General features: G+C 63.0%; 15 protein-coding genes. 5 read left to right on the top strand and 10 right to left on the bottom strand.

The window, feature by feature from the left end; all coding sequences use genetic code 11:
- Positions 1–5: 5 nt before the first annotated feature.
- From PVZ78_RS21555 to PVZ78_RS21545, 3 genes are read right to left on the bottom strand one after another with little or no spacing between them, the layout of a single operon-like run.
- Complete coding sequence (locus tag PVZ78_RS21555) at positions 6–917, bottom strand: glycosyltransferase family 2 protein (protein ID WP_016703673.1); 912 nt, start codon at positions 915–917, stop codon at positions 6–8.
- Positions 917–2377, bottom strand: coding sequence for a mannose-1-phosphate guanylyltransferase/mannose-6-phosphate isomerase (locus PVZ78_RS21550; protein ID WP_198919392.1), 1461 nt, complete (start codon positions 2375–2377; stop codon positions 917–919). The genes PVZ78_RS21555 and PVZ78_RS21550 overlap by 1 nt, the downstream gene beginning before the upstream one ends.
- Positions 2377–3813, bottom strand: a complete 1437-nt coding sequence (locus PVZ78_RS21545) for an undecaprenyl-phosphate glucose phosphotransferase (RefSeq protein WP_009050914.1) — start codon at positions 3811–3813, stop codon at positions 2377–2379. The genes PVZ78_RS21550 and PVZ78_RS21545 overlap by 1 nt, the downstream gene beginning before the upstream one ends.
- A gap of 455 nt (positions 3814–4268) precedes the next feature.
- Here PVZ78_RS21545 and PVZ78_RS21540 point away from each other — a divergent pair, with 455 nt between their 5' ends.
- From PVZ78_RS21540 to PVZ78_RS21530, 3 genes are all read left to right on the top strand, one after another.
- On the top strand, positions 4269–4736 hold the full coding sequence (locus PVZ78_RS21540) for a hypothetical protein (RefSeq protein ID WP_009050913.1): 468 nt from the start codon (positions 4269–4271) through the stop codon (positions 4734–4736).
- Complete coding sequence (locus PVZ78_RS21535; protein ID WP_110177023.1) at positions 4733–5422, top strand: energy-coupling factor ABC transporter permease; 690 nt, start codon at positions 4733–4735, stop codon at positions 5420–5422. The genes PVZ78_RS21540 and PVZ78_RS21535 overlap by 4 nt, the downstream gene beginning before the upstream one ends.
- Positions 5423–5487: 65 nt before the next feature.
- Complete coding sequence (locus tag PVZ78_RS21530) at positions 5488–5703, top strand: hypothetical protein (RefSeq protein WP_009050911.1); 216 nt, start codon at positions 5488–5490, stop codon at positions 5701–5703.
- Between the two features lie 4 nt (positions 5704–5707).
- Here PVZ78_RS21530 and yacG read toward each other — a convergent pair whose 3' ends face one another.
- The 4 genes from yacG to PVZ78_RS21510 are packed head-to-tail and all read right to left on the bottom strand — an operon-like array spanning position 5708 to position 8620.
- Positions 5708–5911: a DNA gyrase inhibitor YacG gene (yacG, locus tag PVZ78_RS21525; RefSeq protein ID WP_009045670.1), complete on the bottom strand. Its 204-nt coding sequence runs from the start codon at positions 5909–5911 to the stop codon at positions 5708–5710.
- A complete protein-coding gene (gene coaE / locus PVZ78_RS21520; protein ID WP_273829223.1) occupies positions 5908–6531 on the bottom strand; it encodes a dephospho-CoA kinase in 624 nt (207 codons plus the stop codon). The genes yacG and coaE overlap by 4 nt, the downstream gene beginning before the upstream one ends.
- Positions 6528–7400, bottom strand: coding sequence for a prepilin peptidase (locus PVZ78_RS21515; protein WP_009050909.1), 873 nt, complete (start codon positions 7398–7400; stop codon positions 6528–6530). Before PVZ78_RS21515 ends, coaE begins: the two co-directional genes overlap by 4 nt.
- 2 nt (positions 7401–7402) lie before the next feature.
- The gene (locus PVZ78_RS21510; RefSeq protein ID WP_110177025.1) at positions 7403–8620 is read right to left on the bottom strand and encodes a type II secretion system F family protein; all 1218 of its coding nucleotides are present in this window, start codon (positions 8618–8620) and stop codon (positions 7403–7405) included.
- A 364-nt stretch (positions 8621–8984) separates the two neighbouring features.
- Between PVZ78_RS21510 and PVZ78_RS21505 the strand changes: the two genes are divergently transcribed.
- Together PVZ78_RS21505 and PVZ78_RS21500 are read left to right on the top strand one after the other, a co-directional pair.
- Positions 8985–9401: a pilin gene (locus tag PVZ78_RS21505; RefSeq protein ID WP_009050907.1), complete on the top strand. Its 417-nt coding sequence runs from the start codon at positions 8985–8987 to the stop codon at positions 9399–9401.
- Positions 9402–9688: 287 nt separating this feature from the next.
- On the top strand, positions 9689–10045 hold the full coding sequence (locus PVZ78_RS21500; protein ID WP_009050906.1) for a BON domain-containing protein: 357 nt from the start codon (positions 9689–9691) through the stop codon (positions 10043–10045).
- Between the two features lie 202 nt (positions 10046–10247).
- Here the strand turns inward: PVZ78_RS21500 and PVZ78_RS21495 are convergent, their stop codons facing one another.
- From PVZ78_RS21495 to PVZ78_RS21485, 3 genes are all read right to left on the bottom strand, one after another.
- On the bottom strand, positions 10248–13166 hold the full coding sequence (locus tag PVZ78_RS21495) for a DUF748 domain-containing protein (protein WP_009050905.1): 2919 nt from the start codon (positions 13164–13166) through the stop codon (positions 10248–10250).
- Positions 13167–13279: 113 nt separating this feature from the next.
- Positions 13280–14296, bottom strand: coding sequence for a class I SAM-dependent rRNA methyltransferase (locus PVZ78_RS21490; RefSeq protein WP_041987273.1), 1017 nt, complete (start codon positions 14294–14296; stop codon positions 13280–13282).
- Positions 14297–14392: 96 nt separating this feature from the next.
- A partial coding sequence (locus PVZ78_RS21485; RefSeq protein ID WP_273829211.1) for an acetyl-CoA C-acetyltransferase occupies positions 14393–15496 on the bottom strand: 1104 nt, incomplete at its 5' end.

The following is a 15496-nucleotide window of genomic DNA, read 5'->3' as shown; positions in this document are numbered from 1 at the left end:
ACAGCTCAGGTCCAGTAGTTTGAGAACATGCTCAAGCGACGCTTGAGCGGTGTCGGCAGATGCTGTTCGGCGTGGCCGAGGCGATAGCCCAACAGCTTCAGCGCGCTGCGCAGCAGCACTTCGGGTACACGTTGCAACTGGCCGGCGTCACGCAAGGCGCGCAACTCGGCCTGGACGTAACGCTTGCCTTCTCCACCCGCGCTGCCGAAGGCTTCGCGGATCCAGGGCTCGCGGCCATAAAACACGCCGATATCGAAATAACGGCGGAACTCCTGCATCAGACTGTAGCTGTGCGAATGCTGTACGCACGCACTGGCGGCGTAGCGCACCAGATAACCGTTGAGCAGCATGCGCGCCGCGACGTGGGCGTCCTCGCTGCCGATGACGTCCTCGGGAAAGCCGCCCACTGCTTGCAGGGCACTGCGCCGGTAGACGGAAAACGAGTCCGAACTGAAGCAGGTCTTGATCCCCAGCTCCCCGGCGTCGGCCAGGCTTTTGCTGCGGCTCTGCGGGCTGTAGTTGAAGTGGCGCGACTGCGCTTCGAGAATCCCGGCGCCGGGGTGCGGCAACTGACGACCGTAGGCGAGGCCGATCCGCGGGTCTTCTTCCAGTTCCTGGATCAGGTTGGCGAAGGTCTGGGGCGTGGCCGGAATCGCATCCTGGGTCAGCAGGATCAGCGCGTCGGCGTCCACCTGTTCGCTCGCCCAGCGGCGGGTGCCGCCATGGTTGAACTGCTGGGCGGCGATGACCTCCACCCGGGCACCGAACTGCCGGAAGCGGCTGACGGTGTCGTCCGTCGAGCTGCTGTCGACCACCAGCACGGTGTCCGGTTGCAGCGTCTGGGCGGCCAGCGCCGGCAGCAACCGATCGAGGTGCGCTCCGGCGTTGCGGGCGGGAATGATCAGCGCCACCTTCATCATGGTTTGACCTGCGCCGGGGCACGGCCATAGACGTCTTCGAAACGCACGATGTCGTCTTCGCCCAGGTACTCGCCGCTTTGCACTTCGATCATCACCAGGTCGATGATCCCGGGGTTGCTCAGGCGGTGTTTATGGCCGGCGGGGATATAGGTGGATTCGTTGCTGTTGAGCAGGACCTCCAGGTCGCCATTGGTGATCAGGGCGGCACCGCTGACCACGATCCAGTGCTCGCTGCGGTGATGGTGCATCTGCAGCGACAGCGACTCCTTGGGCTTGACCATGATGCGCTTGATCTTGAAGCGGCTGCTTTCCTCCAGCACGGTGTAGGTCCCCCATGGCCGGGTGACCGTGCGGTGCAGGCTGTAGGCGCTGTGGCCCAGGCGCTTGAGCTCGGTGACGATATGGCGCACGTCCTGGGTCCGCGAGGCGTCGGCCACCAGCAGCGCGTCCGGGGTGTCGACGATGATCAGGTCGCTGACGCCAACGGCGCCGAGCACACGCTTGGGCGAGTCGATATAGCAATTGCTCACGTCATGCAGGATGGCTTCGCCGTTGACCTGGTTGCCGGCGGCGTCGCTCGGGGTCAGCTGGCGCAACGCATCCCAGGAACCGATGTCGCTCCAGCCCAGGTCACAGGGCACCACGGCGACCCGCTCGGAGCGTTCCATCAGGGCCACGTCGATCGAAACGTCCGGGGCGCGGCTCAGGCTGTCGGCATCGAGTTCGCGCTGGCGGCAGTGCTTGTTGTCCAGGGTCATGCCTTGTTCCAGGCAGGCCCGGGCGGCGCTCAGCACTTCGGGAGCGTGCAGGGTCAGTTCCTGCAGCAGGGTATCGGCGCGGAAGCAGAACATCCCGGCGTTCCACAGGTAGTTGCCGCTGTCGACGTAGGCCTGGGCGGTGGCCAGGTTGGGTTTTTCGACGAAGCGCGCGACCTGGAAACCTTCCTTCAGCGCCGGGCCCTGTTCGATGTAGCCAAAACCGGTCTCGGGCTTGTCGGGCTGAATGCCGAAGGTCGCCAGGTAACCGTCTTCGGCGAGGCTGCGCGCCTTGCTCACGGCGGCGGCGAAGGCATCCTGGTCGAGGATCAGGTGGTCGGCCGGAAGGATCAGCAGCTGTGCCTCGTCGCCCCAGTACTCGCGCACATGCAGGGCCGCCACGGCAATGGCCACGGCAGTATTGCGCCCGAATGGCTCGAGCAGCAGGTCGAGGCCCAGCTTGCCCTGATTGACGCTGCGGTACTCGTCCAGCGAGCGGAACAACAGCTCGCGGTTGGTCACCGTGACCACGCAACTGACGTCCGCCAGGTTGCTGGCGCGGACGAAGGTTTTTTGCAGCAGGCTCTGCCCATCGCGCATGCGGATGAATGGCTTGGGCATGTTCTGTCGAGAGACAGGCCACAGGCGCGAGCCCGAGCCGCCGGAAATAATGCAAGGGATCAATCCAGTGAATGCGCTCATCAGTAGACTTCCTTCGTCGAAAGGACGGCCGGAACCGTCATGAAAACGATGTACAGATCCAGCCAGACCGACCACTTGGAGATGTAATCGAGGTCGTACTCCACTCGTTTCTGGATTTTCTGCAGGGTGTCGGTTTCTCCCCGGTAGCCATTGATCTGCGCCCAGCCGGTGATACCGGGCTTGACCCGGTGGCGCGAGCTGTATTCGCGCACCGCCTGTTCGAACGGCACGCCCGCCGCCTTGGTGGCGGTGGCATGGGGGCGAGGCCCGACAATCGACATGTTGCCCATCAGCACATTGAACAGCTGGGGCAACTCATCAATGCTGGTCTTGCGAATGAAGCGTCCGACCCGGGTGATTCGCGGGTCTTCGCGGGTGGTCTGCCGTTCGGCATTGAGGTCCGCCTGCTCGACATACATCGAGCGGAACTTGAACACGCGGATCAGCCGGTCGTTGTAGCCGTAGCGCTTTTGCCGGAACAGCACGGGGCCCTTGGAATCGAGTTTCACCGCCACGGCGGTGGCCAGCAGCACAGGGGACAGCAGCACCAGGCCCAGCAGGGCGAGGATGATGTCCTCGCAGCGCTTGATCAGCGGCGCCCAGCCGCGCAACGGCAACTCCGAGGTGTTGAACATCAGGATGCCGCCGACATCGGTCATGCGGTTGTGGCCGAAGCGCAGGGTGGTGATGTCGGGCACCAGGGCGACATTCACTGACAACTGCCGCAGCCGCTGCACCAGCTCGCCGATGCGCGCGTGCGCGGCCCAGGGCAGGGCGATCAGGACCTGGTTGACCTGCTCGGAACGGATCAGCTCTTCCAGGTTCTGGGTGTTGCCCAGAAAGGGCAGGTCGCAGAAGGCCTTGGGCACGCGGTCGCTGCGATCGTCGATGAAACCGATCAGGCCGGAGCGGATATCGCCGTGGCGCTGCATGTGTTCGGCAAGGAACAGCGCGCTCTCGCTGAAACCGAGGATCACCGTGCGTTGCAGGTATTTGCCGCTGGCCATCCACGAGTGGAACAGGCGCAGCAGGAACAGACGCTCGATACCAAACAGCACGAGGCTGGCGATGAACCAGACAGCCAGGTCCTGCAGGCTGAAGACCGGCAGCAGGTGCAGCCCCAGGTACATGACCAGCAGGATGCAGAAGGCGGAGGTCCAGGCCACCAGCATCGTGCGCAGGCGCAGGCGATTGCTGAAGAACTCTTCGGAGTAGACCCCCTGGGCCTGGAACAGGATGACGGTGATCACGGCAAAGAACAGCAGCAGGCCAAGGACGGTTGGCCAGACATCCGCACTGGCGGATTCAAGACTCAGGAGCAGCAGGATTCCAGGCAGGGCGGCGGACAGGGCGTGCGTCAGTTTCACCCCCGAAATGAAGAGTTCCATGAATCCGGTTCGGGTCAGAAACCTGCTATCAATCGATTTCGTAAGCATCGAATCCCGTCGCTGCCAGGTAAAAACCCAGCTCTGTTAAGGGTGAAGCCACTACAGAGGCAGGCTGAAAAAACTAAGGCTTACTGCAAAAAAAGTCTGTTTTTTGGCGGCCTATGATGGCCAAACAATACTGCTTTTCTGCTTTGATGGTCAAGTAATTGACTAATTATGGCAGATTAACCTTTTTTTTGCATTATGCATCGGTTTTTTGACGGTTTTGCGCATCCAGGACGAATGGCAGCCTGGGCATGTGTCACGAAGTTGGCTCATTCGTGAGCGAGGCGTGACGGATAAAATGGAGTGTTGTTCAGGGGGGGACTCTTGTCCAACCCGTGGCGATTTATTCCTTTTCGCCCGGGATTGCGGGCTTCCTGAAAGCTGGCGCAGCCCTCGGGCGGATGCCCTGGCGGTGTAGACTGAACGCTTGTGGACTAACCAAAGGAAGGGGAAAAACTGTGAGGTATTGGTCGTTGCTGTTGCTGGGTTGCATGCCCTTGCTGGCGCATGCAGTGGAAGTCGGCGAGCGTCTGGCGCCCTGGACCTTGCTCGATCAATTCGACCGGGCCTATAGCCTCGACGGGCAGACCCGGACCCTGCTGGTGGCGCGCAGCATGGACGGCGCCAAGCTGGTCAACACCGCCTTGCAGGATCGTCCTGCGGGTTATCTGGAGGCGCGACACACGGTATTTGTCGCGGACATCCAGCGTATGCCGGCGGTGATCGCCAGGATGTTTGCGGTGCCGGCGATGCGTGATTATGGCTACCGGATCATGCTCGACCGTGACGGGCGGGTAGCGCCGCGCTACGCCGGGGCTGTGGATAAAGTCCTGTGGCTGCAACTCGACAATGGCCGGCTGGTGGCTCAACGGGAGTACGGCACGGCCGCCGAACTGCGTGCGGCGCTGGAGCAGGCGCAGCCATGATCAGCGCCGCGCTGCTGTCGCCGCTCACCCTCGGCGTCGGCTGGCTGATCTATGTGCCGGTGCTGGTCTGGGCCGCCTGGCGCGCGCCCTGGGTCGAGCTGTTCAGCGACAGCCGACGCCAGCATCTGCTGTTCGGTACGGTGTTCGCCTTGTTCATGCTGTGGTTGGTGCGCCGGGATTTCGATACCGGCGTGTCCTATCACTTCATCGGCATGACGGCCGTGACCCTGTTGCTGGACTGGCCGCTGGCGATCGTCGGCGGGCTGATTGCCCAGGTGGGCCTGGTCGCGCTGGGCCGCCAGGACCTGGCTGCGGTCGGCATCAACGGCGCCTTGCTGATCCTGCTGCCGGTGCTGGTCACCGAATGCTGCGCGATCCTGGTGGAGCGCGCGCAGCCGCGTAATCCCTTTGTGTATATCTTCTGTTCCGGTTTTTTTGCCGCCGCGCTGTCGGCCTTGCTGTGCCTGTTGGTGGGCCTGGGGCTGCTGTGGTTCGACGGGCGTTTTGCCATGCCGGAATGGCTGGAAGACTTCATCGGCTACCTGTGGCTGATCATCTTTCCCGAGGCTTTCATCAACGGCATGGTGATCAGCGCCCTGGTGGTGTTCTGCCCCGAATGGCTGGAAACCTTCAACCGCACCCGTTACCTCTCGGCGCCCTGGAAGGACGACGATCCGCGTTCTTGATCCATATCAAACACGTTCGGCAGACGCGGTCCCATGCTCGGCAAAAACCGTTCGGGAGCAGGGTCATGAGTGTGTATGAATGGGCGCGGCAGGAAATACGCAGGAGTCTGGATACTGCTCAGGAAGAGGGTTTCGAACCGGGCTTGAGCCTGCGCGCCCTGCTCAGCGCGGTGGTGCAGGAGAGTCGGCGGGTGCGCAGCGCCGAGGATCTGGCCGACGAGTTGCAGTTTCTCGCGGAGAACCTCGACGATACGCAGGACTACGGTTTCATGCGGCCTTGAGGCTTCAGTGGGCGCGAGGCGGCAGGTCGTCGGAAAACAGATCGTCCTCGGCATCCGGGCTGACCGGAATCTTGTGTTCTTCGGCGGCCCAGGCGCCGAGGTCGATCAGTTTGCAGCGGTCCGAGCAGAACGGACGGTTGACGTTGCTCGCGGTCCACTCCACGGGCGCACCGCAGGTTGGACATTCCACGGTCAGGGGTTGGCTCATGACTGGCCTCCACGCAAGGTAAGGTAAAAGTGATGCAGGCGTTCGACCTCGCTGTGCAGCCAGGCGAGGTCGTGGTCGTTGACCAGCACATCGTCGGCATGGCTCAGGCGATCTTCGCGAGTCGCCTGGGCCTTGAGAATCGCCTGGATCTGCTGTTCGCTGATCCGGTCGCGTTGCAGGGTCCGCTCGATCTGCAGTTGTTGCGGCACATCGATCACCAGGATCCGTTGGGTCATCGCGTATTGTCCGGATTCGATCAGCAGCGGTGACACCAGAATCGCGTAGGGCGACTCGGCGCGGGCCAGGTGCGCGGTGATTTCATCGGCAATCAACGGATGCAGCAAGGCCTCCAGCCAGAGGCGTTGTTGTGGCACCTCGAAGATCAGCTTGCGCAGCGCCGCGCGGTCCAACTGGCCATCGGCCTGCAGCACGCTGTCGCCGAAATGCTCGGCAATGCGGGCCAGGGCCGGACGGCCGGGTTCCACCACCCAGCGGGCAGCGTGATCGGCATCCACCACATGGATGCCCAGGTCGATGAAGTGCTGGGCCGCAGCACTTTTGCCACTGCCGATACCGCCGGTAAGGCCGAGGATCCAGGGTTTGAAAACAGGCTTGGTCATCTGAAACCGACAAACTGCAAATAGGAGCCGGTTATTTGACCACCCCAGAGCAAGGCAATCCAGCCGGCAATGGCCAGAAAGGGACCGAAAGGGATAGGCGTGGACATTTGCGCACGGTTGCGGCGCAGCAGGGCGATCCCCGCCAGGGCTCCCGTCAGTGAGGCCAGCAGCAGGGTCATCGGCAGAATCTGCCAGCCGCCCCAGGCGCCGAACATGGCCAACAGCTTGAAATCACCGTGCCCCATGCCTTCCTTGCCGGTCAGCAGCTTGAACAACCAGTAAACCGACCACAGGCACAGGTAGCCGGCCACGGCGCCCCACAGCGCATCGTGGAGGCTGACGAACAGCTCGAAGCCATTGACGATCAGGCCCAGCCACAACAGCGGCAGCACCAGCACGTCGGGCAACAGCTGATGATCGGCATCGATCAGGCTCATCGCCAACAGGCCCCAGCTCAGCAGCAGCATCAGGACGGCCTGCCAGCCAAAGCCGAAATGCCAGGCCACGAACGCCGAGGCCAGGCCGCAGGTCAGCTCCACCAGCGGGTAGCGCCGGCCGATCGGTGCCTGGCACGCGGAGCAGCGTCCGCGCAGCAGCAGGTAGCTGAACACCGGGATGTTTTCCCAGGGGCGGATCGAATGTGCGCAGTGAGGGCACTGGGAATGCGGGAGCAGCAGGTTGTAGGTCGGCCCGGCAGGTTCGACGGGTAGCCCCAGGATGTCACGGGCCTGGGCGTGCCAGTCGCGCTCGAGCATCTTTGGCAGACGCCAGATCAGCACATTGAGAAAGCTGCCGACAATCAGGCCCAGGACCAGCATCGATGCTACGAAGACCAGCGGGTAGCTGGCCAGGACCTCAGTCAATGACATGTTCAGATCGCTGTGCCGAGTTGGAAGATGGGTAAGTACATGGCGACCACCAGGCCGCCGACGAGGGTGCCCAAAACTACCATGATCACGGGCTCCATGAGACTGCTCAGGGTGTCGACCAGGGTATCGACCTCTTCCTCGTAGTGGATCGCGACTTTTTCCAGCATGCCATCCAGGGCCCCGGATTCTTCGCCGATGGCGGTCATCTGGATCGCCATGCCGGGAAAAATGCCGGATGCGCGCATGGAAAAGTGCAACTGCATGCCGGTCGCCACGTCCTGCCTGATGCGGTTCACCGCATGCTTGAACACCTGGTTGCCGGTGGCCCCGGCCACCGAGCCCAGGGCCTCCACCAGCGGTACCCCGGCGGCGAAGGTGGTGGACAAGGTGCGGGCGTAGCGGGCCACCGCGGACTTGTACAGCAGCGGCGCTACCAACGGCAGTTTCAGCAGGGCCGCGTCCAGCCAGTGGCGAAAGCGCGGTGAGCGCCGGTGGGCATGACGCAGGCCGAACACGCTGAGCAACAGAGCGCCCGCCAGCAGCCACCACCAGTGCTGCACGAATTCCGAGAGGGCGATGACCAGTTGGGTGAACACCGGCAGTTGCGCGCCGAAGCCTTGGAACATCGACTGGAATTGCGGCACCACCTTGACCAGCAGGATCCCCGTGACCACCAGCGCCACGCAGATCACCGCCAGGGGATAGGTCATGGCCTTGCGGATTCGGGTCTTGAGGTTTTCGCTTTTTTCCTTGTAGGTCGCCACCCGCTCCAGCAGGGTTTCCAGGGCGCCGGCCTGCTCGCCGGCATCCACCAGGCTGCAGTACAGCTCGTCGAAATACCGCGGCCTCTTGCGTAGTGCGCTGGTGAAGCTGCTGCCGGCGGCGATGTCCTGTTTCAGCTCGCCCAGCAGTTTGCGCATGTTCGGGTTATCGAAGCCCTCGGCAATGATGTCGAACGATTGCAGCAGCGGTACGCCGGCCTTGATCAGGGTCGCCAACTGCCGGGTGAACAGGCTGATGTCGCGAGCCTTGATCGGGGGCGTGCGCTGGAACAGCGAGCTGGATTTCTTACTGACCCTGGCTGGGCTGATGCCTTGCTTGCGCAACTGGGCCCTGATCAGCGAGGGGGTATGGCCGCTCAATTCGCCGCGCAGTTTGCTGCCTTGCCTGTCGGTGCCTTCCCACAGGTAAACACTGACTTTTGCTGCTTTGACCGCCATGGTGTCGAGTCCCGGTTGTGATGGATGTCCTCAGGGCCGGCAATGCCCTGTGCGTTAGCGAGTGGACCGCTGCGCGGGGCGCGGCGTCCGGCTCATAGAGTTTGAATGGCCCGATACGTTCCTTGGACGGCGGCGGGCAGTGAATGCAATCGAGGGTCGAGTGACAGCGTAGCCCGTCACGACGACCGGCCCAGGGCACTCGGCTGACAAAAAGTGTCAGATAGTGCGACTTCTGGCGCTCACTGCCGCAGGTCGGTGTCGCCAAAACCCCGTTCGCCCGGGGCCGCAGGCGCTGGCACAGGCTGTGCTATGGCTGTCTGGTGAGTGCCCAGACCCCTGGATATCCCCTGCTTGGAGCAGATAAATGAAGTATCAGAAAGGTTTTACCTTGATCGAGTTGCTGGTCGTCGTGGCGATCATTGGCATCCTGGCCACCTTTGCCATGCCGCTGTATTCCAAATACCAGGCGCGGGCCAAGGTCACCGCGGCATTGGCCGAAGCCTCGGCGCTGAAGGTCAACTTCGAGGACGTGCTGAACCAGGGCAGCGACCCGACCCTGGAGCTGGTGGGGGGCAAGGCGGCGACGTCGAACTGCACCATGACCGCCGCGGGCTCCGCCTCGACAGGAGCGGGAAGCATTGGCTGCACCATCCTCAATGCACCGGCGCCGGTGCTGAACAAGACCGTCACCCTGACTCGCACCACGGCCGATGGCTGGGTCTGCACCACCACTGTCCCCGCCGATTACTCCCCCAAGGGCTGCACCGCCAGTGGCAGTTGAGGTCGGTGCTTGCCTGCTCGGCGCGTGAAACACCACGCGCCACGGCGCCTTCTGGGAAAGTGTCGGAAATTCAGGAGGTTAGCTCGCCACTGGAAATGCAACTTGCATGCAGATTACTTGCCGATCATGCATTTTGCATGATCGCGAGTGTTTCGTTATTTTTATAAGTAATTGATATTTAAGGGTTTTGTTGTTTTTCTGAACTTGGCATAACGCCTGCAATCTACTTAAGTAACCCTGCTGCCAGGACTTGGAGCAGGTTTTCCAGAAGAACAGGAGTTACTCGTATGAAGAAGTTCGCTATCGCTGCTGCAACTGCTACCGCTCTGACCCTGACCATGGCTAACGTTGCATTTGCCCAGACCACTCAAGCTACTCAGGCGCCAATGGTGCTCGCGGCGGGTGAAGTGACCAAGGCCAAGGAAGCCACTTCCGACACCTGGATCACCACCAAAGTCAAAGCGGATCTCGTAACTGAAAAAGGCATTCCTGGCACCGACATCAAGGTCGAAACCAACAAGGGTGTGGTTTCCCTGTCCTCCACCACTGCTCTGACCGCGGCGCAAAAAGAAACCGCAGTCAACATCGCCAAGAATATCAAGGGCGTGAAGGCGGTATCGGCTGACGGTTTGAAAACCGAGTAAGCCGCAAGCGTCTTTCCTGGACAGGGAGAAGAGGCGGTAGATGGTTCATCTACCGCTTCCTTGAAGGTTCATGCGAATGGCCACAGGGAGGTGGCTCCTTTTGTAGACAGAACAGGCCCCGGCACAGTGTGTCGGGGCCTGTTCTGTTTATGGCGGGGAGAACCGCAGGGCCGACCCGTTTCCGGGTCGGCGGGGAGGGTGGTTATTCGGCGTCCAGGTGCATGGGGGTAATGACCCGACCGTCGCTTTCGGCCTGGCCGAGGTTGGCGTCGATGAAGTAGACCCGGTCGTCCGCCAGTTGGCCCTTGTCCACCAGGAAGTCCTTGATGCTGCTGGCCCGTTCCTGGCCCAGCTGGCGCAACAGCGCATCGCTGCCACTCCAGAACTGGATCACGCCTTCACGCATTTTCGCGGTGCGTTCTTCCTTGCCCAGATCCTTCCATTCGGCCGGTGGCTGGGTCTTGAGGCGCGTGCGATAGATGCCTTCCAGCAGCGGACCTTTCTCGCCTTCCGGCACCTTCAGCAAGGATGCCTGGGCCGGCACCTTGTCGCCGCGACGCTGGAGCATCTTGTAGTAGTTGTACTGGTATTCCCGCTCCAGGCGTTGCTCGGCGATCAGCGGGCCATCGCTGCTCTGCGCGGCGGTACCTTCGATCTCCAGGCGCAGGGCCGGACGCTCCTTGAGCGCGTTGGACAGCTTGACCAGCGCCGCTTCCGATTCCGGGCTCAACTCGCTCGAGCCCGGGGCGAACGAGACGCTGCCCAGGTCTTCCGAACCACTGCCCGCGACCAGCCCGCCAATCAGTTTGAAGGGCGCGGCGGCAGCCTTGACGATCAGGTTGCGCAGGGTCTGCCAGACAATCGGCATGACGCTGAATTGCGGGTTGTTGAGGTCGCCGGTCACCGGCAGTTCGATGGAGATCTTGCCGTCGACATCCTTGAGCAGGGCGACCGCCAGTTTCAGGGGCAGGCTCACGGCATCCGGGCTGTCGACTTTTTCCCCCAGCTCCAGTTGTTCGACCACCACTTTGTTTTCGGCCTTGAGCTGGCCGTTGGTGATGACGTAGTGCAGGTCGAGGTTGAGCCGGCCCTTGCGGATACGGTAGCCGGCGAACTTGCCGGAGTAGGGGGTCAGGGTGGTCAGTTCGACGCGTTTGAAACTGGTGGCGATGTCCAGCGCGGCCATTGGATCGAACGGGTTCACGCTGCCCTTGATGGTGACCGGCGCATAACGATCGACCTTACCCTTGATATCGACACTGGCCGGTTTGGCCTGGCGGCTGTCGATGGTGCCGATCTGGCCGTTGAGTTGCTGGACGGCCGTGGCGAAGTTGGGGGTCAGGCTGAAGTCGGCGAAGTTGGCCGAACCATCGTTGATGGCGATCTGGCCGATATGGATGCCCAGGGGTTTTTCCTTGGCGGCCGGCTTGGCGGCACTTTTCGGTGCACTGTCGGCCGGTTGCGGGATCAGCAAGTCATCGATGTTGGTGGTGCGGTCATCGTTGATCATGAAGCGCGCATAGGGCTGCAGCAGGTTGACCTTGTTGATCGTCAGGCTGTCGCCGTGCTGATAGTTCAGGCCTTCGAGCACCAGTTGCTGCCATTTCACGAAGTCGCGGGTTTTCAGGGTGTCCAGGGTGTGCAGCTGGTCGACCTGGGCGCGGCCGGTCACGCTGAATGTCAGGGGATCGATGTTTTTCAGGTCCACCGCCAGGTCGCTGCCGAGCATGCCGCTGCGCAGCTCCAGGCGAATGAACGGGCTGATGTAGGACTGCGCGACCCGCAGGTCGATGTCTTTGGTCTGCACCGCCAGCTTGGCGGTGACCGGTTGCAGGTTGACCACGCCGCTGGCGAGGATCTTGCCCTGCTTGCCCACCCCGGTGTCGAGCTTGAGGTTGAAGGGCGACTGGTTGAGGCTGTCGAAGTTCTGCACGTCGACGTTCAGCGGCCCGACCTCCAGCGCCACCGCCGGCTTGGCCTGGCGGTCCGCCAGGTGCACCTGGTAATTGCGCAGTTGCACGTCCTTGAGCAGCACCTGCCAGGGTTTGCCTGGCGCCGGGGGCGCCGGCTGCGGGCTATCGGCGGCGGCCGGAGCGGGCTTGGCCGCCGGTTTGGCCGGCTGGCTGGCGAACAGTTTCTGCCAGTCCAGTTGGCCATCGGCTTCCAGGGCTGCCCAGGTTTCCAGTTTCTGGCTGCGGATCTTGCCGACCACCACTTGCTGCTTGGCCAGGTCGACCGTGGTCTCACTGACGTCCAGGCGCTCCAGGCGGGCCAGTGGCCGACCGTCCGGGGCCTTGATGGCAAAGGGCGCGATGCTTACCGAAGCATCGCTGAGCAGCAGTTCGGTTTCCTTGGACAGGTTCAGCTTGTAGCGGGTGTTGAGGTTCAGCACGCCGTCTTCGAGGACCAGGGGCAAGGCATCGCGGACATAGGGCCACCAGGCTTTCATCTGGCCGTCGGTGACTTTCAGGGTGCCTTCGGAGGCGATCGGGGTCAGGCTGAAATTACCGCTCCAATCGATCTGACCGCCCGCGGGGCCCGCGGCGACCAGAGTCATGTCGGCACTGTCATCGGGCAGGGTGCTGAGGTTCTTCAGCTCGAGATCGAGTTTGTCGTAGAGGAAATCGATGGGCTCGCTGGGCCGCGTGTCCTGGAAGTGCACATAACCGCCCGCCAGTTTGATGCGCTCGATACGCAGCGGGAACGGCTTGGCCTCGGGGTCGTCCGGAGTCGGTTCGCTGGCGGGTAGGTTGAACAGGCCCAGCAGGTTGAGCTTGCCGTCTTTGGCGAACAGGATCTCGCTCTTGGGTTTGTCCAGCTCGACATCGGCCAGGTGCAGCGCGCGGGTCCAGAGGCTGTCCAGTTGCAGGTTGGCGTAGAGACGCTCGAAGGCCACCTGCTCCTTGCCCGGCTCACCGATGTTCAGGCCCCAGAGCGTCAGTTCGAGACTGAACGGGTTGAGTTCGATGCGCTGGATCTTTGCTGGTACCGTCGCGTAGTTGGCCAACTGTTGATTGGCCACCCGCAGGGCGATGCCCGGCAAAATCAGAAAGCCCAGCAGGCTGTACAGGGCGAGAGCGGTCAACAAGGCGCCGATAGCGCGGATCAATCCTTTGGACATGCGAGGCTTCATCTATCTGAATCGGAAGTGCGTTGGAGTATGGCATGCGTTTCCGGTTCCGAAACAATCCCATGACTGTCGCAAACAGGATTGTTCAGATTCCTCGCGGGAGATCAGAGATGCAGGATCAGGGTCTTGAGCGGCGGTTGCTGGTCCATGGAGGGGAAGTCGCGACCGGGTGTCAGCACCTGCCATTCGCGTACCGGGCGCCCGGCTTTTTCGGCGCAGCGCAGCACCTGTTCGCGCCAGTCGTCCAGGGTGACTTTCGCCAGGTTGTTGCAGCAGATCAGCACGCCATTGTCGGCGGTAGCCAGCAGGGCCGGCTTGAGCAGGCTCTGATAGTCACGCAGCAGGTCGACGGTGCCGAATGCACTCTTGGCCCAGGCCGGCGGGTCGAGCAGTACCAGGTCGTACTGGCGCTGTTCCAGGCGTGGGTAGCCGGGCAGCTTTTGCCCACGGCGCTGGGTGATAGGCAGGCCGGCCAGTTGCCGGATCGCCGGGAAGTAATCCGATTGCACGAACTGCATGGCCGGCAATTGCGGATTGAGCTGGCCGTTCTCGCGGCCGACCGCCAGGTTGCCCTCGGCGAAGTCCAGGTTGCACACCTCGCGGGCGCCACCTGCCGCGGCACTCAGGCCGACGCCGCAGGTATAGGCGAACAGGTTCAGCACACTCTTGCCGGCGCTGTGGGCCTTGACCCAGCCACGGGCGTTGCGCAGGTCGAGAAACAGCAGCGGGTCCTGGCCGGCATGGCGACCGCGTACCCGATAGTTCAAGCCCCATTCGTGGCCGACCAGGTCTTGCAGCGCCTGTTCTTCGGCGCGGTAAACCGGGTCTTCGCGGTCGATGCGTGAATTGCCCTGGGAGCGGTCGTTGTAGACCAGCAGGGTGTCCAGGCCCAGCTGCTTCTGGACGGTCTCGTGCAATTGCAGCAAGGCCTCGCGTTCCAGCGTCTGGTGAAAACTCTGCACCAGCAGCTGTGGGCCGTAACGGTCGATGGTCAGGCCCCCGGCGCCTTCCTGGCTGCCATGGAACAGCCGATAGCAGTCGGTGCCTTGCTGATGCAGCTCGGCGAGCAGGTCCTGGCGATGATCGAGGGCGGCGCGCAGCGCCTGATTCAAGGAAGACATGCGGGCGCCTTGCGGATGATTGGGCGGGGCAGTCTACCAGCTTCGCCCTTCCCTGTAGGAGCGTCGACCGGCCGCTCCTACAGAAAGGGCGTGGGGTTAGCGTTCGATGGCCAATGCCACGCCCTGGCCGCCACCGATGCACAGGGTCGCCAGGCCTTTCCTGGCATCGCGCTTGAGCATCTCGTGCAGCAGGGTCACCAGCACCCGGCAGCCCGAGGCACCGATCGGGTGGCCGAGGGCGATGGCGCCGCCGTTGACGTTGACCTTGCTCGCGTCCCAACCCAGTTCCTTGCCCACCGACAGCGACTGGGCGGCGAAGGCTTCGTTGGCTTCGATCAGGTCCAGTTGCTCCAGGGACCAGCCGGCCTTGTCCAGGCAGCGGCGGGTGGCCGACACCGGGCCGATGCCCATGATCGCCGGGTCGACGCCCGCGTTGGCGTAGGCGGCGATCTTCGCCAGCACCGGCAGGCCCAGGGCCTTGGCCTTGGCGGCGCTCATCAGGATCACCGCGGCGGCGCCGTCGTTCAGCGACGAAGCGTTGCCGGCGGTGACCGTGCCGTCCTTCTTGAAGGCCGGTTTGAGCTTGCCCAGGGATTCGGCGGTGGTGCCGGCGCGCGGCTGCTCGTCGGTGGCGAAGGCCACGGGGTCGCCCTTGCGCTGGGGAATCAGGATCGGGGTGATCTCATCGACAAAGCGCCCGCCTTCGATGGCGGCCACGGCCTTCTGCTGCGAGGCGGCGGCAAAGGCGTCCTGGGCTTCGCGGCTGATGCCGTATTTGTCCACCAGGTTCTCGGCGGTGATGCCCATGTGGTAGTCGTTGAAGGCGTCCCACAGGCCGTCGCTGATCATGCTGTCGACGATCTGGCTATGGCCCATGCGCAGGCCGGTGCGGGCGCCGGGCAACACGTAGTTGGCCAGGCTCATGTTCTCCTGGCCGCCGGCGATGATCACCTCGGCGTCGCCGCAGCGGATCGCCTGGGCGCCCAGGTGCAGGGCCTTGAGGCCGGAGCCGCAGACCTTGTTCAGGGTCAGCGCCGGCACGGCGTGGGGCAGGCCGGCCTTGATCGCGGCCTGGCGCGCGGGGTTCTGCCCGGCGCCGGCGGTGAGCACCTGGCCCATGATCACTTCATCGACCTGGGCGCCGTCCAGGCCGGTCTGGGCCAGCAGCTGGCGGATCACCGCGGCACCGAGATCGACCGC

It is taken from the genome of Pseudomonas sp. SBT1-2 (genome assembly GCF_028640875.1).
Lineage (GTDB): Bacteria > Pseudomonadota > Gammaproteobacteria > Pseudomonadales > Pseudomonadaceae > Aquipseudomonas > Aquipseudomonas chlororaphis_I.
The sequence above is the reverse complement of the archived record's forward strand: the minus strand, read 5'-3'. Positions and strand labels throughout refer to the sequence as shown.

Bases quoted from the DNA above. Each gene is read 5' to 3' on its own strand.
- PVZ78_RS21555 (WP_016703673.1), bottom strand. From the start codon at position 917: ATGAAGGTGGCGCTGATCATTCCCGCCCGCAACGCCGGAGCGCACCTC.
- PVZ78_RS21550 (WP_198919392.1), bottom strand. From the start codon at position 2,377: ATGAGCGCATTCACTGGATTGATCCCTTGCATTATTTCCGGCGGCTCG.
- PVZ78_RS21545 (WP_009050914.1), bottom strand. From the start codon at position 3,813: ATGCTTACGAAATCGATTGATAGCAGGTTTCTGACCCGAACCGGATTC.
- PVZ78_RS21535 (WP_110177023.1), top strand. From the start codon at position 4,733: ATGATCAGCGCCGCGCTGCTGTCGCCGCTCACCCTCGGCGTCGGCTGG.
- PVZ78_RS21530 (WP_009050911.1), top strand. From the start codon at position 5,488: ATGAGTGTGTATGAATGGGCGCGGCAGGAAATACGCAGGAGTCTGGAT.
- yacG (WP_009045670.1), bottom strand. From the start codon at position 5,911: ATGAGCCAACCCCTGACCGTGGAATGTCCAACCTGCGGTGCGCCCGTG.
- coaE (WP_273829223.1), bottom strand. From the start codon at position 6,531: ATGACCAAGCCTGTTTTCAAACCCTGGATCCTCGGCCTTACCGGCGGT.
- PVZ78_RS21515 (WP_009050909.1), bottom strand. From the start codon at position 7,400: ATGTCATTGACTGAGGTCCTGGCCAGCTACCCGCTGGTCTTCGTAGCA.
- PVZ78_RS21510 (WP_110177025.1), bottom strand. From the start codon at position 8,620: ATGGCGGTCAAAGCAGCAAAAGTCAGTGTTTACCTGTGGGAAGGCACC.
- PVZ78_RS21505 (WP_009050907.1), top strand. From the start codon at position 8,985: ATGAAGTATCAGAAAGGTTTTACCTTGATCGAGTTGCTGGTCGTCGTG.
- PVZ78_RS21500 (WP_009050906.1), top strand. From the start codon at position 9,689: ATGAAGAAGTTCGCTATCGCTGCTGCAACTGCTACCGCTCTGACCCTG.
- PVZ78_RS21495 (WP_009050905.1), bottom strand. From the start codon at position 13,166: ATGTCCAAAGGATTGATCCGCGCTATCGGCGCCTTGTTGACCGCTCTC.
- PVZ78_RS21490 (WP_041987273.1), bottom strand. From the start codon at position 14,296: ATGTCTTCCTTGAATCAGGCGCTGCGCGCCGCCCTCGATCATCGCCAG.